19 protein-coding genes are annotated in these 17,758 nt (G+C 70.4%); 11 read left to right on the top strand and 8 right to left on the bottom strand.

The features are described from left to right. Positions 1-189: 189 nt before the first annotated feature. Together RM479_RS06180 and RM479_RS06175 are read right to left on the bottom strand one after the other, a co-directional pair. On the bottom strand, positions 190-561 hold the full coding sequence (locus RM479_RS06180) for a DUF202 domain-containing protein (RefSeq protein ID WP_311510751.1): 372 nt from the start codon (positions 559-561) through the stop codon (positions 190-192). Continuing rightward, positions 558-917 (bottom strand): YidH family protein, encoded by a 360-nt coding sequence (locus RM479_RS06175; RefSeq protein ID WP_311510750.1) that lies wholly within the window; start codon positions 915-917, stop codon positions 558-560. Before RM479_RS06175 ends, RM479_RS06180 begins: the two co-directional genes overlap by 4 nt. 231 nt (positions 918-1,148) lie before the next feature. On the opposite strand from RM479_RS06175, the gene trxA reads away from it, so the two are divergent. From trxA to RM479_RS06140, 7 genes are all read left to right on the top strand, one after another. Continuing rightward, positions 1,149-1,520 (top strand): thioredoxin, encoded by a 372-nt coding sequence (gene trxA / locus RM479_RS06170; protein ID WP_274810641.1) that lies wholly within the window; start codon positions 1,149-1,151, stop codon positions 1,518-1,520. A gap of 373 nt (positions 1,521-1,893) precedes the next feature. Then, the gene (gene pstB, locus RM479_RS06165) at positions 1,894-2,748 is read left to right on the top strand and encodes a phosphate ABC transporter ATP-binding protein PstB (protein ID WP_311510749.1); all 855 of its coding nucleotides are present in this window, start codon (positions 1,894-1,896) and stop codon (positions 2,746-2,748) included. A 61-nt stretch (positions 2,749-2,809) separates the two neighbouring features. Continuing rightward, positions 2,810-3,595: a winged helix-turn-helix transcriptional regulator gene (locus RM479_RS06160; protein WP_274810639.1), complete on the top strand. Its 786-nt coding sequence runs from the start codon at positions 2,810-2,812 to the stop codon at positions 3,593-3,595. 372 nt (positions 3,596-3,967) lie between these two features. Beyond that, positions 3,968-5,065, top strand: a complete 1,098-nt coding sequence (gene pstS, locus RM479_RS06155) for a phosphate ABC transporter substrate-binding protein PstS (RefSeq protein ID WP_311510748.1) — start codon at positions 3,968-3,970, stop codon at positions 5,063-5,065. Positions 5,066-5,238: 173 nt separating this feature from the next. Further along, on the top strand, positions 5,239-6,246 hold the full coding sequence (gene pstC / locus RM479_RS06150; protein WP_311510747.1) for a phosphate ABC transporter permease subunit PstC: 1,008 nt from the start codon (positions 5,239-5,241) through the stop codon (positions 6,244-6,246). Next, positions 6,243-7,145 carry a phosphate ABC transporter permease PstA gene (gene pstA / locus RM479_RS06145; RefSeq protein ID WP_311510746.1) on the top strand — a complete coding sequence of 301 codons (903 nt, stop codon included), beginning with the start codon at positions 6,243-6,245 and terminating at the stop codon, positions 7,143-7,145. Before pstC ends, pstA begins: the two co-directional genes overlap by 4 nt. 102 nt (positions 7,146-7,247) lie before the next feature. After that, complete coding sequence (locus RM479_RS06140; protein ID WP_311510745.1) at positions 7,248-7,463, top strand: EF-hand domain-containing protein; 216 nt, start codon at positions 7,248-7,250, stop codon at positions 7,461-7,463. Between the two features lie 191 nt (positions 7,464-7,654). Here RM479_RS06140 and RM479_RS06135 read toward each other — a convergent pair whose 3' ends face one another. Next, complete coding sequence (locus RM479_RS06135) at positions 7,655-8,344, bottom strand: spermine/spermidine synthase domain-containing protein (protein ID WP_311510744.1); 690 nt, start codon at positions 8,342-8,344, stop codon at positions 7,655-7,657. Positions 8,345-8,648: 304 nt separating this feature from the next. On the opposite strand from RM479_RS06135, the gene RM479_RS06130 reads away from it, so the two are divergent. Further along, entirely contained in the window at positions 8,649-9,032 is a 384-nt protein-coding gene (locus RM479_RS06130; protein WP_311510743.1) for a DoxX family protein, read from the top strand. Between the two features lie 22 nt (positions 9,033-9,054). Here the strand turns inward: RM479_RS06130 and RM479_RS06125 are convergent, their stop codons facing one another. Further along, a complete protein-coding gene (locus RM479_RS06125) occupies positions 9,055-10,914 on the bottom strand; it encodes a hypothetical protein (protein ID WP_311510742.1) in 1,860 nt (619 codons plus the stop codon). Positions 10,915-11,074: 160 nt separating this feature from the next. After that, on the bottom strand, positions 11,075-11,587 hold the full coding sequence (locus RM479_RS06120; RefSeq protein ID WP_311510741.1) for a hypothetical protein: 513 nt from the start codon (positions 11,585-11,587) through the stop codon (positions 11,075-11,077). Between the two features lie 54 nt (positions 11,588-11,641). On the opposite strand from RM479_RS06120, the gene RM479_RS06115 reads away from it, so the two are divergent. Further along, positions 11,642-13,060, top strand: coding sequence for a cellulase family glycosylhydrolase (locus RM479_RS06115; protein ID WP_311510740.1), 1,419 nt, complete (start codon positions 11,642-11,644; stop codon positions 13,058-13,060). A gap of 53 nt (positions 13,061-13,113) precedes the next feature. On the opposite strand, the gene hisG is transcribed toward RM479_RS06115, so the two are convergent. The 3 genes from hisG to RM479_RS06100 form a co-directional block, all read right to left on the bottom strand. After that, positions 13,114-13,968 carry an ATP phosphoribosyltransferase gene (gene hisG, locus RM479_RS06110; RefSeq protein ID WP_274810629.1) on the bottom strand — a complete coding sequence of 285 codons (855 nt, stop codon included), beginning with the start codon at positions 13,966-13,968 and terminating at the stop codon, positions 13,114-13,116. Between the two features lie 76 nt (positions 13,969-14,044). Then, a complete protein-coding gene (locus tag RM479_RS06105; protein ID WP_014913038.1) occupies positions 14,045-14,308 on the bottom strand; it encodes a phosphoribosyl-ATP diphosphatase in 264 nt (87 codons plus the stop codon). Between the two features lie 100 nt (positions 14,309-14,408). Next, entirely contained in the window at positions 14,409-15,242 is an 834-nt protein-coding gene (locus RM479_RS06100; RefSeq protein ID WP_311510739.1) for an SDR family NAD(P)-dependent oxidoreductase, read from the bottom strand. Between the two features lie 142 nt (positions 15,243-15,384). On the opposite strand from RM479_RS06100, the gene RM479_RS06095 reads away from it, so the two are divergent. Continuing rightward, entirely contained in the window at positions 15,385-16,092 is a 708-nt protein-coding gene (locus RM479_RS06095; RefSeq protein WP_311510738.1) for a class I SAM-dependent methyltransferase, read from the top strand. 516 nt (positions 16,093-16,608) lie between these two features. After that, positions 16,609-17,758 (top strand): trehalase-like domain-containing protein (locus tag RM479_RS06090; RefSeq protein WP_311510737.1); only part of this gene is annotated, 1,150 nt, incomplete at its 3' end.

Below are 17,758 nucleotides of genomic sequence, written 5' to 3'. Positions count from 1 at the left end.
CCCCTTGAACCAGGGGAAGCCCGGCCGCCCGAAGACCTCCTCTCCCCACCGCGTCCGCCCGGGACCGACGGAACACACGGAAGACGATCCGGCCCGGGGTGTCCGCCCACTCGGGTCGAGACGGGCGCGAGCGTCCACGCCGCGCCGGGGCGCCGGGCCCGGAAGGCGCCGGATCACCCTCCCGGCCGCTCAGCCCAGGAGGATGGTCAGGATCTGCACCACGCTCAGGGCCAGCACGGCCGCGCAGAGCACGACCATGGCCCAGGGCGCGCCCACCGCCGTCGGCGTCCGCCCGGTCTCGGGGTCGAGCACGCCCTCGCCGATCCGTCGCCAGCGCAGCCACAGGTGCGTCCCCAGGACACCGGCGACGACGAGGAGCCCGAACATCACGGCCACCCGCAGCACCGGCGGCGCCTGGGGGACGAAGGACGCCCCCGGGACAAGCTCGCCGCGCAGGAACAGCAGCGCGACCACCACCAGCAGGACCACGGTGCGCTGCCACGAGAGCAGGGTGCGTTCGGGTTGCAGACCGGGATCGCCCCGGTCCCGTGGACTCCTCACAGCAGGTTCCCCACGAGGACGAGCACGCACACCATTCCCACGGCCACCGTCGTCAGGACGGGCAGCAGGCTCGGTTTCAGCGTGCCCCCGTCGCGCATGATGCGCTGGACCCGGTACCAGCGCAGGGGCGCGTAGACGGTGATGAGGGCGGCCAGGGCGGCCAGCGTGAGGCCGACCACCGTGCGCGACGCGTCGTCCCATCCCAGGGGGAGCAGGTGCAGGACGGCCACGGCCCCCGCGAGCAGGGCCAGGGAGGTGCGCAGCCAGGCCAGGAAGGTCCTCTCGTTGGCCAGGGTGAAGCGGTAGTCGACGGCCCCGTCCTTGTCGGCTCCGTGATCGACCTTGTCGGCGTCCATCGAAGCTCCCCCCGCTCTCTCATCCCTCCTGTCCGACCGTAGCCCCAACGTCACTTTCCACCCAAACAGGTATGCACCACGTGTTGGGTAGGAGATCGTCGGGCCGGTGGAGCCCGACAGTGGCGCTCCACACGCTTGTGGAACAAACGAGTGGGCACCATCGCTGTAGTTCACCGAAGAAGGGGGTGGTCGGCCCACCGGCCCCCCGATATCGACAGACCAGGAGATCTCGTGCCCACCGTCGCTCTGACCAAGGACAACTTCGCGGACACGCTGAAGGACAACGACTTCGTCCTCATCGACTTCTGGGCGGACTGGTGCGGCCCCTGCCGTCAGTTCGCCCCGGTGTTCGAGCAGTCCGCGGACAAGAACGCCGACATCGTGCACGCCAAGGTGGACACCGAGGCCGAGCGGGAACTCGCCTTCGAGTTCAAGATCCAGTCCATCCCGACGCTGATGATCGTGCGGGACCAGACCGTCATCTACAGCGAGCCGGGCGCGCTGCCCTCCGAGGCCCTGGAGAGCCTGATCACCCAGGCCCGGGAGCTGGACATGGACGAGGTCAAGAAGAAGATCGCCGAGCAGTCCGGCGAATCCGTCTGAGGAGACCCCCGGTGCCCCGGTCGACGTCCGCGTCGACCGGGGCACGGTCGTGTCCGCCAACGGACATGGCCGATCGCGTCCGGCCACGCCCTCTGGAGTGGTGTGACGTCCTCGCAGGTCATCCCGGAAGCGTGTGTGACCGACGGGCCGTCACGCGTGTCCCAGCCACCCCGTCGGGACCGAAGCGACCGGTTCGGTGACGGGCCGACAACGGCGCGCGTCATCACGGATCCGAGTCCACCGCCCACGTTCACCTGGGCAACGAGATTCGTTCACCTCCGCTTCACGCGGACATATTTGCATGGGTTCGACCGCGCTCCGCCGGTTCACCCTCTCTGAGTCCGCAAGCACCGTCCGACCCGGAAGTGGCCCCATGTCCATCAGCAACACCGCCTCCGCTCGCGGAGTCGCCCCCGACGCCATCCGGTACAACCGCGAGGTGCCCGGACTGGGCGACCCCGTCTTCGAGGTCTCCGGCCTCTCCATCTTCTACGGCTCCAACAAGGCCGTGCGCGACGTGGACCTCAAGGTGGGCCCGCGGCAGATCACCGCCATGATCGGCCCCTCGGGCTGCGGCAAGAGCACGGTGCTGCGCACGCTCAACCGGATGAACGACCTCATCCCCGGTGCCCGCATCGAGGGCGACGTCACCTATCACGGCGAGGACCTGTACGCCCCGCACGTGGACCCCATCGAGGTGCGCCGGCGCATCGGCATGGTCTTCCAGAAGCCCAACCCGTTCCCGAAGTCGATCTACGACAACGTCGCCTACGGTCCGCGGATCAACGGTGTGCGCAGCAACATGGACGACCTGGTGGAGGAGACCCTCACCAAGGCCGCCCTGTGGGACGAGGTCAAGGACAAGCTCAAGGAGAGCGCGTTCGCCCTCTCCGGCGGTCAGCAGCAGCGTCTGTGCATCGCCCGGACCATCGCGGTCAACCCCGAGGTCATCCTGATGGACGAGCCCTGTTCGGCACTGGACCCGATCGCGACGCTCAAGATCGAGGACCTGATGTACGAGCTGGCCTCGGAGTACACCATCGTCATCGTCACCCACAACATGCAGCAGGCCGCCCGCGTCTCCGACCGCACCGCGTTCTTCACCGCGGGCGTCGACGACAAGGGTGATCGCTACGGCAGCCTGGTGGAGTTCGACGAGACCGCGAAGATCTTCAGCAAGCCCGCCGACCAGCGCACCGAGGACTACATCTCCGGCCGCTTCGGCTGATCGGCACCGCCTTCGCACGCCTCTTCGACACACCTCTCTTCGACGAAGTGGATCCACGACCATGACCGCCCTCTCCGCCTCCGCGTCCGTCCCCCGCCCCTCGGGCGCGCTGGACGACGCCGTGGAGCGCGCCGAGGGGCCGCTGCGGGTCCTGTTGGTGGAGCCGGAGTCGGAGCAGTCGCACCAGTTGGTGCTCTCGCTCAGCGGTCATGACGTGGACATCACGGTGTGCGTCGACGGGGCCGAGGCCCTCCTGCGGGTGGGACTGATGCGTCCGGACACGATCGTGACGAGCGCCACCCCGCCCGAGGTGGACCTGGAGACACTCGTGCGGGTGACCCGGCGGGCGACCGACATCCCGATCCTCATCGGGGTGGGCCCGGGTGACTCCCAGCGGGCGCTGCGCGCCCTGGCCGCCGGGGCCACCGCCTGCGTCAACCGCCCCTACCGCATCCCCGAGTTGGCCGCCCTGTTGCGCGGCTCCCTTCCCGGGATGGACGGGGGCGGCATGCTGGAACAGGGCGGCGGGCCGCACACGTCGCTGCGTTCGGGGGCACTGGAGCTGGACGCCCTGGGGCACCGGCTGTTCGTGGACGGCGACCCGGTCGACCTGGCCCTGCGGGAGTTCGGGATCATGGACTTCCTGCTGCGGCACACCGGCCGGGTGGTCAGTCGCGAGGAGCTGTGGACCGAGGTCTGGCGCAAACCCCTGCCTCCGGTGAACAACACCATCGCCGTGCACATCCGTCGTCTCCGGCACAAGCTCGGTGACTCGGAGGCCCGCCCCAGATTCATCCACACGGTGCGCGGAATCGGTTATCGATTGGATACTGCGAACGGCGGATAGAGCATGTTCTGATCTCTCATCAAGGGTCCCCCGGCGGCAGCCGGGGCGGCCCCTTGTTCATGTTCGCGTCACTTCACGTCGAAGCGGACGCAAAAGTGAACGAGAAGACAACCACGAACATCGGCGCGATGATCGCGCACACCCCGCACTTCTTGGCATACCCGCAGGTCATCACGGTGAGTTCAAACACAGCAACGGAACTCCACCACCTGGCCACACGCTCCGCGTTACATAAATGTTACCGCCATTCACCCGCCATTCATCCGACTTCCACCGTCTGGCTGCCATTCCGATGTCAGCACGACTTTCTCCGCCTTTAGCGTCGTTTCACGTCAGCCCCGACATCGGTGATTCAACGAGGAGAACTTCGACATGCGCAACGGGCGTTCCAAGCTCGCCGTCCTGGCGGCCATCCCCCTGCTCGCCACGGCTTGCGGCGGCGGAGGCGACACCGGTGACGGTGCCGACGGCAACGGCGGCGACGGCGGCGAGCAGCTCAGCGCCTCGCTGACCGGCGCGGGTGCCAGCTTCCCCGACCCGCTCTTCCAGGACCTGATCTACACCTACAACAGCGACGTCCAGCCCGGCGTCCAGATCAACTACCAGAGCGTCGGCTCCGGTGCCGGCGTCGAGCAGTTCCTTGAGCAGACCGTCGACTTCGGTTCCTCCGAGGAGTACCTGGACGAAGAGGACCTGACCGCGGCCGAAGAGGCCCGCGGTTGCGTCGCCGTCCAGTTCCCGGTCGTCTTCGGCGCCGTGGTCATCGCGTTCGACAACGAGGACCTGAACGGCCTGGTCCTGGACGCCGAGACCATCGCCCAGATCTACGACGGCCAGATCACCAGCTTCGACGACCCGGCCATCGCCGAGCTCAACCCCGACCTGGACCTGCCGAGCGACGAGATCATCCCGGTCCACCGCTCCGACGGCTCCGGCACCACCTACGTGTTCAGCCACTACCTGAGCACCGAGGTGGACTGGTGGGCCGACGAGTACGGCGAGGGTAAGGAGCTGGACTGGGCCGACGGTCTGGTCGGCGGCCAGCAGAACGACGGCGTCGCCCAGGGCATCACCCAGAACCCCGGCGGTCTGGGCTACGTCAACCAGTCCTTCGCCCAGGAGGCCGGTCTGGCCGTCGCCAGCATCGTGAACGAGGACGGCAACCCGATCGAGCCGACCCTGGAGGCCACCATCGCCGCCTCCGAGGAGGTCGAGGTCCCGGACAACTTCCAGTTCGCGATCGACAACGTCGGCGGCGAGGGCTACCCGATCGCCGGCTCCAACTGGATCTTCACCTACACCTGCGGCTACGACCAGGCCAACGCCGACGCGATCATCGACTTCTGGACCTGGGCCCTGACCGACGAGAGCGCCCGCGACCTGGCCGGCGAACTGGGCTACGCGCCTCTGGGCGAGGGTCTGACCGAGCGCGTCGTCGCCGAGCTGGAGAAGACCAACTCCGCCAACTAGGCGACAACGGTCGCCCGGGCGACGAGGCATCCCCTCTCCCCTCCCGGTGACCACCCGCGGTGGCCGGGGCCCGAGCCCCGGGTCCCGGCCACCGCCCTCTCTCCCTCCTCCGCCCCGTGGTGATGGGGCGGGAACGCTCTCCACTCCCCACGAAAGCCACAGAGGAGAAGCACATGTCCACCGAGGCCCCCGAGGCCCCGCAGGCTCCCGAGGACCCACAGCGCAGGACGCTCCAGTCCAGCAGGGGGCGGTTCGCCGACCCGATCTTCAAGTGGACCGTCGCCGCCTGTGGGACCACCGTGCTGGTCATCCTGGCGCTGATGGTCTTCCGGACCACCACCGAGGCATGGCCGGTCTTCGCCAAGGAAGGCTTCTTCGGGTTCCTCTTCGGACAGACCTGGGACTCGGGTGGATCGCGTACCGAGATCACCGGCACCTACGGTGCCTGGCCCTTCATCTACGGCACCCTGGTCACCGCGACCATCGCGATCGCCATCGCCCTGCCGCTGGCGATCATGGTCGCCGTCTACCTGACCCACCTGGCGCCGCGCCGCATCGCCAAGCCGCTCTCCTACACGGTGGAGCTGCTGGCCGCCGTGCCCAGCGTCATCTTCGGCCTGTGGGGCCTGCACTGGTTCCTGCCCAACGTGATGCGCCCCTTCTTCGAACTGGTCGAGTCGACCCTGGGGTGGTTCTTCCTCTTCGAGGGCCCGGTGCGCGGCGTCGGCTACTTCCCGGCGGGCATCGTGCTGGCCATCATGATCCTGCCGATCATGACCGCGATCATCCGCGAGGTCATCGCGGTGCAGCCGCTGGAACAGCAGATGGCGGGTTACGCCCTGGGCTCCACCCGCTGGGAGGTCATCACCAAGGTGGTGCTGCCCTCCAGCTTCTCCGGCATCGTCGCCGCGAGCATGCTGGGGCTGGGCCGCGCCCTCGGTGAGACCATCGCCGTCCTGATGCTGATCGGCGGCTCCCAGTCCTGGGGCGCCAGCCTCTTCGGTACCGGCAGCAGCATGGCCTCGCACATCGCCGCGACCTTCGGTGAGTCCTCGCCGGAGGCCCGGACCGGACTGATGGCGATCGGTGTCGCCCTGTTCCTGGTCACGATGATCGTCAACATCCTGGCCCGCGTCATCGTCTGGCGTCTGGGACAGTTCACGGGAGACGCCGCAGTATGAGCACCTCGACCCTCACACCCGCCCCGCACGTCCCGCTGAGCGTGAGCCCCCGCGGCTCCGGCCGCCGACGCCTCAAGAACAACGTGGCCACGGTCGTACTGACCGCCGCCATGGTCATCGCGATGATCCCGCTCGTCCTGATCATCTTCGAGATCACGCGGCGCGGTATCGGCGTGATGAGCCTGGAGTTCTTCACCGCGACCGAGCCCCCGCCCCGGCGCGAGGGCGGCGGTTACGCCGCGGGCTTCTTCGGCACCCTGTACATCATGGCGCTGGCGGTCGTGATGTCGATCCCGTTCGGTATCGCCACGGCCGTGTACATCGTGGAGTACGGGCCCAACCGGCTCACCGCCGCGATCCGTTTCTTCACCGACGTCATGACCGGTATCCCGTCGATCTTCGTGGGTCTGTTCGTCTACGGCCTGCTGGTGATCGGCTGGGGCTCCCTGGGCTTCGGCACGTTCGTGGGCGCGGTCGCGATCGCGGTGATGATGCTGCCGATCGTCACACGCTCGGCGGAGGAGATGCTGCGGCTGGTGCCGAACGAGCTCCGCAACGCCAGCTACGGTCTGGGCGCCCGCAAGTGGCAGACCATCGTCCACACGGTCCTGCCCGCCGCCGCTCCCGGTCTGACCACCGGTTCGATGCTGGCGGTCGCCCGCGGCATCGGTGAGACCGCGCCGCTGCTGTTGACCGCGTTCGGCACCGGCATCATCGTCAACGCCTTCCAGGGTTCGCCTCAGGGCGCGGTGCCGATGCAGCTGTACCGGGGCGCGACCCAGCCGTTCGAGGCGGGCATCGACCGCGCGTGGGGCGCGGCGCTGTCCCTGTTCCTTCTGGTGCTGCTGTTCACGGTGATCGCCCGGTGGATCGGTTCCCGGGCCTCGGTGAGCAGGTGACACGTTCCTCCGAAGGGCCGTGACGGGTGAGAACCACCCGGCACGGCCCTTCGTCCTACCGGTAGCCTTTCCGCACCAACGGACCCCCACCTGGGAGAGACAATGCCCGAGACCTCCGAGTACGCCGCCACGTTCGCCCTGGTCGACATCGACGGGGACGGCCGCATCTCCGCCGAGGAGCTGACGGCCCTCATGCGCAACCTGGGCGACGAGTGCACCGACGAGCAGGCCGCCGACGTGGTCCGCTCCATGGACACCGACGGCGACTCCCGGATCTCCCTGGAGGAGTTCGCCCGGTTCATGTCCTCCCGGAGCTAGGCGGCGCGGCCCGCACGGCGGTCCCGTGCACCGTTGACGGTGGTCCCGGTCTCGGGGCGGCGATCGCCGCCCCGAGACCGGGACCACGGCGCTTTCACGGGCGGGCCCACACCGCTCGACGACCGGGGTGGACACGGCCCGGGGACCGGTCGCCGTCCATCACCGGTGATCCCCGACGGCCGCGTCGCCGGTCAGGCGGCCCGGGCCAGGTAGACGATGTCCGGGATGTCCAGGGCCACCGGCACCTCGACCACGTCCACGTGGGCGAAGCGTTCCCGCAGCAGCGCCTCGAAGGAGGCGACCGCGTTCGCGCTCCAGAAGGCCAGGACGCCGCCGGGGGCCAGCAGTCCCTTGAGGAGGTCCAGGCCCGCGGCCTGGTACAGGCGGTCGTTGGCCTCGGTGACGGTCCAGTCCGGGCCGTTGTCGGTGTCGAGGCAGATCGCGTCGTAGCGCTGCGGGCGGGTGGCCGCCGCCTCCGTCCAGGCCACGATGTCGGCGTTGTGCACCCGGCAGCGGGGGTCGCGGTGCACGTATTCGGCGGCCTCACCGAGTTCTCCGTCGTGCCAGGCGATGACCTGGGGTTCCAGCTCGACGACCTCCACCAGGCTGACGCGGGGGTCTTCGAGCGCCTCACGCGCGGAGAAGCCCACCCCCAGGCCGCCGATGAGGACCCGGGCCCGGGAGCGTCCCCGGGGCAGGGCGGCCAGACTGGCGCGGACCATCTCCCGTTCCGAGGTGCCGTCACGGGTGTCCATGAGAAACACGCCGTTGGAGTAGATCTCGTAGTGCGCGCCCACCCGGAGCAGCACCAGATCCCCACCCGTCTCGCCCTTCACACGGGCCAATGTCTCCTTCTCTTCCTGCACCTGTCGTGTCTCCATCCCCACATTGTGCCCGTAGGGGCACCGACCGTGGCGGGGGAACCGTCGGAACCGGCCCCCGGTGCCTCCCCCCGCACCTCGCGAAGACCGCTCCGCCGTGGTCGGCGGCGATCGGGGAACGGGTTCACCGCCGAGGGCGGGATCCCCGTGGTCGCGGGGAGGGTGCTCCGGGCCGGGCGGTGGTCGAGGCGGGTCCCGGTGCGCGTCGCCGCCGAGCGCAAGCCCGGGAAACCGGGGGTCCCGAGCCCTTCCCCAGCTTGTGACCGACGGGTAACTTAGGTGCTCCGACACCGGGAGGAGAACAGTGAAGACCCTGCGCAAGGTGGCGCCCTACGCCCTCGGCGGTCTGTTCCTGGGTTCGGGGGTGCTGCACTTCGCGGCACCGAGACCCTTCGAGGCGATCATGCCCCGTTCCCTGCCCGCCCGGCGCGCCTGGGTGTACGGCAGCGGCGTCGCCGAGATCGCCTGCGGCCTGGGGCTGCTGACCCGTCGCCGCTGGGCGGGACCGGCGAGCGCGGGCCTCCTCCTGGCGGTGTGGCCGGCCAACGTACGGATGGCCCTCGACTCCGGAACCGGCCGCCTGCCGGGGCTCGCCGACAACCGCGTCGTCGCCTGGGGCCGGGTGCCGTTGCAGATCCCGCTGATCTGGGCCGCCCTCCAGTCCCGCCCGGCAGACGACCGACCGTGACCCCGTAGGGCGCGTCTCCGGGTCAGGACTTCCAGGAAGGGCCCCAGCCGCTGCTGTCGGAGACGCCCTCGGGCATCGGCTCCAACAGCCCGGCCCCGGGCGGGACCCGATCGGTCCGGGGGCGATCCGCCTCGGGCCGCGGTTCCTCCTCGACCTCCCACTGCTCGGCGGGCGGAGGCGGCACCAGCGACGCCCCGGGCGGCACGAAGCCCTCGCCGGGTTCCTCCCCTCCACCGGAGACTCCGGCGGCGGCCGGGTCATCGGGCGCGCTCCGGGACTCGAAGGGCTCGGGCTCACCGGGCCGCCCCGCGGCGCCACGGTCGTTCTCGGCGCTCCGGGGCTCGGCGGGCCCGGGCGTCTCCCCGCCGACGGTGCTCCACGGCTCTGCGGGCTCGTGCGCGCCCGGCGTTCCGGTGGTGGGGGCGTCCCACGGCCGCGCGGTCCCGTGGCCTCCGAAGGGCTCCTCAGCGGGCACACCCCACGGCTCCGGAGGCGGCGGGGCGGCCCTGTCACCGGTGGGGCTCCACGGACCGTCCGCCGAGGAGTCCGGCCCGCGTCGGGACAGGAGGGACTCCGGAACCTCCGTCGCCTCGTCATCGGTGTTCCGAACACCCGAGGAACCCGGTCCACCCCGGGGTTCCAGGGACTCCGGAACCTCCGTCGCCTCGTCATCGGTGTTCCGAACACCCGAGGAACCCGTTCCACCCCGGGATTCGAGGAGCTCCGGAACCTCCGTCACCTCGTCATCGGCGTTCCAGGCGCCCGAGGTCTCCTCCGGCGGCACGTCCACCACCGGCGACGTCTCCTCCTGGCTCTGGACCAGGGGGTGCAGCACACTGCCCGCCGCGTGGACCCGGGTCCACCACGCGGCGGCCTCGTCGCGGTTCAGCTCCTCCTCGACCCGCAGCCATCCCGGGATGTGCGGGTGGCGGCGCCCCGTGCGCCAGGTGTGCTTGAGCGAGATCGGCTCCAGCACCAGCACCCGTTCGCCGTTCACCAGGGGGACCGCCCCCGGCGTGGCCTCGTTCCCCACCCAGGTGCCGTCACCGCCGACCAGGTCCCACTCGCCGTCGACGATCGACAGTCGCGGATCGTCGCGCAGGTCGGTGGCCGACGCCACCCAGTCCGGCATCGGCCGCTGTCCCGGGACGCCGCGCCCCTCGGGCCCGATGAGCGCGTCGGCGAGCAGGGTGTGCAGCTGGAAGTTGTCCCCCACCCCGTCGAAGCGCACCCGGAAGGCCCGCCCCGAGACGCGGTCGAGCACCAGCAACCGGTCGACCTCGGCCATCAGCAGGAGTTCGTACACCTCCGCGAACTCCTCGACGTGGCGGCGCATCCGGGTGGCCAGCGCCAGCAGCTCGGCCAGCCCCCGAGGATCCTCGCGCAGGGCGACGCGCACCTCGGCGTCGCCGAGGACGGCGCGGACGGCGATCCCGTAGGGCTGCATCGTCGCCCACGCCGCGAGCGTGTACATGTCCGCGTCGCCGAGCACCGGGGTGACCCGGGCCCGGTGCGGCTCTCCCGTCTCCCTGGGGTGGGGCGGGTCGTCGTCGCCCGTGCTCTCCCAGGCTTCGGCGAAGCGCAGCGCCTGCGCGCCGACCTCGCGGGCCCGACGGGTGATCTCGACGCCGGCGGGCCCGGCCGGTGTCCCCACCTCGACGAGCGCACCGCACAGCACCGACAGGTCGGCCACGGCGCCCAGCGCGATCCGCTCGGGTGCGCGCAGTCGTTCGGCGATGACCGCGAGCGCCTCGGACCGTTCTCCGACGGGTACGTGCCCCGCCAGCTGGAACAGCGTTCCGGCGAGCGGAAGAACGTCGTGCGGCCGTGTCCGGGCGGCTGCGACGACGTCGGCGACGGCGCGGCGGAAGTCTTCGATCATTCGGGCATCGTTACACAGTCCTCTGTCACCGCCCGCGTCCTCCCCCGGAAACGACCACCTTCGGCCACCGGGGATCAGCGGGGACGAACGGTGGGTGAACACCACCGAACGGGCGGTCGACGACGCGCGGTGGGACCGGAACCCCCGAAGGCTCGGATGTTCAGGCGGCGACCGTCACCCGCCCCCGGACCGCGACGCGGGCGACCCCGCAGACCCACCCGAGTGTCGAACCCCACAGCAGGCCGGTCACCAGGCCGCCCGCGAGCAGCGCGTACCACCCGAGGGGCCCCAGCCCCATCTCCCAGGCCGGGACCAGCGCCCGGGGCGCGCCGGAGGCCATAGCCCCGAGCGCGAACGCCGCCCACCCGGCGAAGAACGCCCGCCCGGCGGAGGCGTCGGGGCGTCGCCGCACCGATCGGGCGGTCCACCACCACACGACGGCGACCAGGACGGCGACGGCGACGAGTTCGACGGTCAGCGCCGACCAGGGCTGTTCACCGATCGGGACGATGCTCAGAGCCGGCACGGCGAACGGCGCGCCCAGCGCGCTCGGCAGCATCGGCCAGGCGCTCCACGCGCCCAGCCGGGTGAGGAATCCCGCGGAGCCGAACAGCAGGCACGGCAGCAGCGCGGAGGCGGCCGTGACCGCCGGGATATTGCGAATAAGATTCACGTTTTGCAGGATAGTGACGTACGTCTCCTTTCCCCACCCCCCGAAGGACGCGGTTTGAAACGTCTGGCGGTCCTCGCCGTCCTACTCCTCCTCCCCGGGCTCCTGGCCGTGCTCACGCGGCACGACCCGGGCCCCACCCGTTACATCACCGACGACCGGGGGCGCGCCCTGTTCCTGCACGGCTTCAACACCTCCGGTTCGGCCAAGGGCGACCCCGAGCACCTCCCCTGGATCACCGAGGACGACGTCCGGACCGAGTACGACCTCATGGGCACCAACTTCGTCCGCTTCCTCGTCCAATGGCAAGCGCTCGAACCCGCACGCGGCGTCTACGACGAGGAGTACCTCGACGCCGTCGCCGAGCGCGTCGACTGGTACGCCGAGCGGGGCCACCACGTCCTCCTCGACATGCACCAGGACCTCTACGGCCGCCACACCAGCCCCGAGGAGCACTCCGGCAACGGTGCCCCCGCGTGGGCCACCCACAACGACGGCCTGCCCGTGGAGTCGCGGGACATGTGGGAGCTGGTCTACCTGGAGCCGGGCGTCATGCGCTCCTTCGACCACTTCTGGAACACCACCGGAGCCCACCCCGGCCTCATGGACGACTACGCCGCCGCCTGGCGCCACCTGGCCGCCCGCTTCGCCGACCATCCGGCCGTCATCGGGTACGACCTCATGAACGAACCCTTCGGCGGCAGTCTCCAGGGTCCGGACTTCGAGGCGGGCCCCCTCGCCGAGCTCTACCGCCGCTGTCTGACCCGGATCCGCGAGGTCGACCAGGACACCTGGGTCTTCGTCGAAGGTCAGGCCGTCGGCGTGAACTGGGGCTTCCCCTCCGCCCTGCCCTACCTGACCGACCCCCGTGACGGAGAGCCCCGCATCGTCTACGCCCCGCACGCCTACCCGCTGCCGATGGACCTGGGACGGTCCTACGAGGGCGACTCGCGCGAGACCGTCGACACGAGCATCAGGATCTGGTCCGACAGCGTCCGCGTCACCGCCGAACGCCTGGAGGCCCCCATCGTGCTGGGCGAGTTCGGCCTGGACATGTCGGGACCGGGGGCGGGCGACTACGTGCGACGCATGCTGGAGGAGACCGAGTCGATGGCCACCGGCCGCGCCTACTGGTCCAACGACCACGACGGCTGGGGCCCGTGGGCGGACGAGGACCTCACCCCGGGGCCGCTGGTCGAGGTCATGTCCCGCGCCTACCCCCGTGCGGTCGCCGGCCGGCCGGTCGAGGTCTCCTACGACGCCGCCGGGTTCCGGCTCCGCTTCACCGAGCGCGACGGGGTGTCCGGACCCACCGAGATCCACCTCCCGGCGCACGCCTTCCCCGACCACGAACTCACGGTGGACGCCCCCGCCGGGTGGACCTCGGACTGGGACGAGGAGCGTCGGATCCTGTACGTCGACATCCCCCGCCACGGGGCCGGCACCGAGTACGCCATCACGGTCGTCCCGGCCTGAGAGAGCGAGGGGCCCGCGATGGACATCGCGGGCCCCTCCTGAAAGCGTCCGGGTCAGAGACGGCAGGCGTAGATGTCGGTGACCAGGATCGCCCGGGCCCCCAACTTCCACAGGTCGTCCATGATCCGCTGGGCGTCCCGGCGCGGCACCATCGACCGCACCGCCACCCAGCCCTCCCGGTGCAGCGGGGAGACCGTCGGCCCCTCCATGCCCGGGGTGAGCGCCACCGCCGCCTCCAGGCGTTCGGCGTGCACGTCGTAGTCCATCATCACGTAGTCGCGGGCGACCAGGACGCCGCGCAGTCGGCGCAGCAGGGTGTCGAACTTGGGCTCGGGTTCGGCGTCGACGGGACGGATCACCACCGCCTCCGAGACCAGGATCGGCTCTCCGAACGTCTCCAGCCCGGCCTGGCGCAGCGTGGTGCCGGTGGACACCACGTCGGCGACGGCGTCGGCCACCCCCAGCTGCACGGAGCTCTCGACCGCGCCGTCCAGGTGGATGACGCGCGCCTCGATGCCCTCCTTCTCCAGGTAGGAGCGGAGCAGACCGTCGAAGGACGTGGCGACGCGCTTGCCGTCGAGGTCGGCGACCCTCATGTTCGCGCCGTTCGGGGCGGCGAACCGGAACGTGGACCCGCCGAACCCCAGCGGCAGGACCTCGTCCACCGGGGCGCCGGAGTCCAGCAGCATGTCGCGGCCGGTGATCCCGGCCTGGAGGATGCCCTCACCGACGTAGACGGCGATGTCCTTGGGGCGGAGGAAGAAGAACTCGGTCTCGTTGTCGGGGTCGACCATCACCAGGTCGCGACTGCTCTTGCGCTGCCGGTACCCGGCCTCGCGCAGCATCTCGACGGCGGGTTCGGACAGCTGGCCCTTGTTGGGCACGGCGATTCTCAACATGTCGGGCATGTGTCTGGCTTTCGTCGTTGGCTCTGCGTGGTTGAAGACGTCCGAGCGGCCGCACGCGCCGATGGGGCGCGCCGACCTACAGATGCTTGTAGACGTCTTCCAGCCGCAGGCCACGGGCCAGCATCAGGACCTGGAGGTGGTAGAGGAGCTGCGAGATCTCTTCGGCGGCCTGCTCGTCCGATTCGTACTCGGCGGCCATCCAGACCTCGGCGGCCTCCTCGACGACCTTCTTACCGATGGCATGGACGCCGGCGTCGAGCTGGGCGACGGTCCCGGACCCCTCGGGGCGGGAGCGCGCCTTCTCGGACAGCTCGGCGAACAGCTCTTCGAAGGTCTTCATGGTGTCTTTCCTCGACCGACAGTGCGCTACCAGGGTAGGCGGTCCGGAGGGCCGGCGCCGCAGGGAGGGCGAGAAGTCTCAGTATGCGGGCACGAGTACGTCACACCATCCGGCGGGCCAGCACCCGGACCAGGGTGCGCGGCAGCACCTTGAGCAGACCGTCGGCGGTCTTGTACTGAGGACCGGGGATGACGTGCGGGCGGCCCGCCGCCCAGGCCCGCAGCGAGTCGCGGACGATGTGGTCCTTGGGCACGAACGCGAACTCGGGCAGCCCCCTCTCCTGGACGCCCAGGGTCATGTCGGTGCGCACGAACCCGGGAAGGACCACGGTGACCGTCACGCCCGAGGACCGGACCTCGGCGGACACGCTCTCACTCCACAGGGTGAGGAACTTCTTGCTCGCCCCGTAGACCGAACCGCCGGGGTTGACCACCGGTTCGCCGGCCAGCGAGGAGACGGTGATGACGCCCACCTTCGCCTTGTCGTCGGCGGCGCGCCGGGCGATCTGCACCGGCAGGACGGCGCGGGTGAGGTGGAGGACGGCGCGCACGTTGAGGTCGAGCATGGCGTCGATCTCGTCGGGGTCCTGGTCGACGAACGGTCCGCCGTCGCCGCGTCCGGCGTTGTTGACGAGCAGGTCGATGGGGGCCCGGTCATCGGTGCCGTCGGCGGTGAGGCGTCGGACGACCCGATCGACGCCCTCGCGGGTGCCCAGGTCGACGGCGATCGTCTCCACGGGAACGCCGTAGAGTTCGCCGAGTTCCTCGGCCAGCGCGGTCAGGAGTTCCCCGCGCCGGGCCACGAGCACCAGCCCGTATCCGCGTTGGGCCAGGCGGCGCGCGTACTCCTCACCGATCCCGGCGGAGGCGCCGGTCACCAGCGCGGTCCGGGGGCGTCCCCGGTCGGTTCCGGGTGTGTCGACCGCTTCGCTCATGGGACAAGCGTAGCGGGAAGGGCCCGCGATGCCCTGTACCGCCGGGGTTCCCGAAACCCGGGTGGGATGGTCCACAGGTGAATTCACCACGCGGGATCACCCGTGTCACCCGCCGGGGGCCGACAGGGGTTAGCGTTCGATCATGTCCGAGACACAGAGCACCACCGGACCCCTGTCCGCCCTTCGGCTGGACGAGCGCCTGCGCGACACGAGGCTGTTCTTCACCCAGGCGTTGCGGACCTTCCACGCCACCGGCTCCATCGTGCCGAGCAGCCCCGCGCTGGCCCACGCGATGGCCGAACACGTCCGCGTCCGTCCGGTATCCGAAGAACCACTGCGGATCATGGAGGTGGGCGCTGGAACGGGGGCGATCACCCGTGGCATCGCAGCCGCCATGCGCCCGGGGGACACCGTCGACCTCGTGGAGGCCAACCCCGAGTTCGCCGGCCACATCGAACGTCTGCTGGAGACCGACCCCGTGCTGGCACCGATCGCCCCGCAGGCGACGGTGCACGCCATGTTGGTCGACGAGATGGGCACCGACCGCACCTACGACGTGATCGTGTCGGGCCTGCCGTTCGCCAACTTCACCGTCGACACCGTGCGGGACATCCTCGACTACTACTTCGAGGTGCTGCGCCCGGGCGGCTACCTGTCCTTCTACGGCTACCTGTACACCAAGGAGGTGAAGGCGGTCATCGCCCGCCGTGAGGACTACCTGCGGCAGGCGCGCACCAGTTGGCTGGTGCAGGACCGGATCGACCGGTACGGCATCCGGTCCGACAAGGTGTTCGCCAACGTCCCGCCGGCTTTCGTGCACCACCTGCGCAAGCCGGAGAAGTCCTCCTGACCGTCCGGGGCCCGCCCTCGCGGCGGGTCCCCCTCCATCCGCTTCGATCAGGCGTCCTGGCAGGTCATCGGCGTTCCCTCGGGTTCGACCCGGGGTGTCGGAAGGCACATCGCCGGAAGCGGGAGGGATCGCGGCCGTGTCGGACCGGCCTCTCATCGTCCGAAGAGCCGCGGTGGGCGGAAACCCTCCCTCTCGGACGCATCCCGCCGACCACGGAAAAGTCATCTTTTCGTGATCCCCATCACACAACTCCGATGTCACAGGAACCACAAAGCGCAGGTAGTCTCGCGTTGTCTTCCGGAGGACCGGATCTTGACGGCTCGCGCGATCCCTTTCATCCATATCCGCGTTAAAAGTTCCTGAGATCTGCCTCAAGTCCCCTGAAGCCCCACCCGCGCCACAAGCCCAGGGTTCTACGTTCTTCACACCAGTTCCGTGTGAACCGGAAGTATGCGCGCGGAGTCCTACAGATCACCCATTTCCCCAGGTCGTACATGGACCAGCGGAGGAGGCAACGTGACGCTCACCCAGGCTGCGGAGGTGACTCCGGAGATGCCGGAAGAGCCCACCGGCGCGACCCCCGACCCCCTGCCCACCGATGTGCGTCGGCGTGTGTCGGCTCTGGCCCGGGCCTCGCGGCTGCTGGTGGCCTGTGACTACGACGGCGCGCTGGCCCCCCTGGACGCCGACACCACCCCCGACCGGCGTCCCCTGCCCGAGGCCGTGCGCGCCCTGCGTGATCTGGCCGAGCTGCCCGGCACGGTGTGCGCGGTCATCTCCGCCCGCCCCTTGCGGGACCTGGCCGCCCTGTCCCGCCTGCCCGCCGAGGTGCGCCTGGTCGGCGCGCACGGCACCGAGTTCGACACCGACCTGATCGTGGACCCCTCCGCCCACGGCAAGGCCGAGGCCCTGGAGGTCCTGCGCACCCAGACCGACGCCACCGCCGTGCTCTACATCGGCGGCGGCGACGGCGAGGAACCGGTGTTCTTGCACCTGGGCGGCGCGGACGCCGGGGTGCGGGTGGGGGATCTGGCCGAGCCGTCGGTGGCCGCGCACCGGGTCGCCCACACCCCCGCGGCGGCGGCGCTGTTGGCGCTGCTGGCCGGTGAGCGCCGTTCCTGGGTGTTCGGGGAGCGCCCCACCCCCATCGAGCGCATGTCGTTGCTGTCCAACCAGGCGTCGGTGGCGTTGGTGGGCCCCGACGCCCGCCTGTTGTGGTTGTGCCACCCCGAACCCGATTCCCCGGCGCTGTTCGCGGAGTTGCTGGGCGGGCGCGGGGCGGGGGTGTTCGCGATCGCCCCCGCGCACCGGGGTCGGCCCCTGGGCCAGCGTTATGAGCCCGACACGATGACGGTGCGCACCCGTTTCTCGCGTTTGGAGGTCATCGATCACCTGGCCACCGACACCGGGCCGGGCCGCACCGATCTGGTGCGGGCCATCACCGGGACCGCGCCGGCGGTGGTGGAGTTCGCGCCGCGCCCCGATTTCGGGCGGGCCCCGGTGCGCATCACCGCCCACCCCGACGGGCTGGTGGTCCAAGGGGCGCCCTTCCCGATCGCGTTGTACTCGCCCGGGGTGGCCTGGCGGATCGATCACGACGGGGTGGACGACATCGCGCACGCCACCGTGCAGCCCACCTCCGAGCGCCCGGTGGTGTTGGAGTTGC

This window comes from Nocardiopsis lambiniae (assembly GCF_031845465.1).
Classification (GTDB): domain Bacteria; phylum Actinomycetota; class Actinomycetes; order Streptosporangiales; family Streptosporangiaceae; genus Nocardiopsis; species Nocardiopsis lambiniae.
This window is presented reverse-complemented; position numbering and strand designations above follow the sequence as displayed.

Bases quoted from the DNA above. Each gene is read 5' to 3' on its own strand.
- RM479_RS06175 (WP_311510750.1), bottom strand. From the start codon at position 917: ATGGACGCCGACAAGGTCGATCACGGAGCCGACAAGGACGGGGCCGTC.
- pstB (WP_311510749.1), top strand. From the start codon at position 1,894: ATGTCCATCAGCAACACCGCCTCCGCTCGCGGAGTCGCCCCCGACGCC.
- RM479_RS06160 (WP_274810639.1), top strand. From the start codon at position 2,810: ATGACCGCCCTCTCCGCCTCCGCGTCCGTCCCCCGCCCCTCGGGCGCG.
- pstS (WP_311510748.1), top strand. From the start codon at position 3,968: ATGCGCAACGGGCGTTCCAAGCTCGCCGTCCTGGCGGCCATCCCCCTG.
- pstC (WP_311510747.1), top strand. From the start codon at position 5,239: ATGTCCACCGAGGCCCCCGAGGCCCCGCAGGCTCCCGAGGACCCACAG.
- pstA (WP_311510746.1), top strand. From the start codon at position 6,243: ATGAGCACCTCGACCCTCACACCCGCCCCGCACGTCCCGCTGAGCGTG.
- RM479_RS06140 (WP_311510745.1), top strand. From the start codon at position 7,248: ATGCCCGAGACCTCCGAGTACGCCGCCACGTTCGCCCTGGTCGACATC.
- RM479_RS06135 (WP_311510744.1), bottom strand. From the start codon at position 8,344: ATGGAGACACGACAGGTGCAGGAAGAGAAGGAGACATTGGCCCGTGTG.
- RM479_RS06125 (WP_311510742.1), bottom strand. From the start codon at position 10,914: ATGATCGAAGACTTCCGCCGCGCCGTCGCCGACGTCGTCGCAGCCGCC.
- hisG (WP_274810629.1), bottom strand. From the start codon at position 13,968: ATGCCCGACATGTTGAGAATCGCCGTGCCCAACAAGGGCCAGCTGTCC.
- RM479_RS06105 (WP_014913038.1), bottom strand. From the start codon at position 14,308: ATGAAGACCTTCGAAGAGCTGTTCGCCGAGCTGTCCGAGAAGGCGCGC.
- RM479_RS06100 (WP_311510739.1), bottom strand. From the start codon at position 15,242: ATGAGCGAAGCGGTCGACACACCCGGAACCGACCGGGGACGCCCCCGG.
- RM479_RS06095 (WP_311510738.1), top strand. From the start codon at position 15,385: ATGTCCGAGACACAGAGCACCACCGGACCCCTGTCCGCCCTTCGGCTG.